Origin of the sequence: Bradyrhizobium sp. STM 3809, from assembly GCF_000239795.1 — a bacterium.
Taxonomy (GTDB): domain Bacteria; phylum Pseudomonadota; class Alphaproteobacteria; order Rhizobiales; family Xanthobacteraceae; genus Bradyrhizobium.
In genome coordinates this window covers 1-701 of record NZ_CAFJ01000534.1, presented here as the reverse complement: position 1 = coordinate 701, position 701 = coordinate 1, and the positions used below count along the sequence as shown (strand labels likewise).

Here is a 701-nt window from a genome sequence, read left to right as displayed (position 1 = left end):
AAGCGCCGTCGCGAACGTAGCACCAGCTTCGGGGTGCCAGCACGCTGCGACTTCACGTCCGCGGCGTCGCCGTTCGTCCGCGCGTTCGTGAGAACACGCTGCGGCTCCATCGCGGCCATCGCTCCCCGCCCCGCGTGTCGTGACGATCGCGCGCAACGCCCCTTGCTTGGAGCGGGATGGCGAGAGAAAAGCATGATTTCCGAAAATTGGCAAGATATTTTTATTTTTCGGAATTCAATTGCAGGCCCGACGCCGAGACCTGGCGAGGACGCGACACGCTCTCCGCCGTCATTCCGGGGCGTGCGAAGCACGAGCCCGGAATCCATTTCGCGGCATGTGGCGCGGCCCAATGGATTCCGGGCTCGCCGCGCTGCGCGCGCCGCCCCGGAATGACGGCGGTGGAGATGGCGGGCATTGCGCCGGATGCGCGTCAGAACCAGATCTGCATCGCCACGCCCGTCGCCTGACGCCGAAACCTGGCGGGGACACGACACGCTCTCCGCCGTCATTCCGGGGCGTGCGAAGCACGAGCCCGGAATCTATCGGGCGGCATGTTGCGCGGGCCAATGGATTCCGGGCTCGCCGCGCTGCGCGCGCCGCCCCGGAATGACGGCGGAGGATGTGGCGGGGCAAGTGCCCCCTTCGTCAGAACCAGATCTGCATCGCGACGCCATGCGCGTCGCGCGGCGGCTCGGCCTCGG

Annotated in this window: 1 protein-coding gene; it reads left to right on the top strand. The window is 67.8% G+C overall.

Translation table 11 applies throughout. From position 1 onward, the window contains the following. Positions 1-176 precede the first annotated feature (176 nt). Positions 177-467 (top strand): hypothetical protein, encoded by a 291-nt coding sequence (locus BRAS3809_RS24655; protein WP_139017442.1) that lies wholly within the window; start codon positions 177-179, stop codon positions 465-467. Positions 468-701: the final 234 nt, after the last annotated feature.

Bases quoted from the DNA above. Each gene is read 5' to 3' on its own strand.
- BRAS3809_RS24655 (WP_139017442.1), top strand. From the start codon at position 177: ATGGCGAGAGAAAAGCATGATTTCCGAAAATTGGCAAGATATTTTTAT.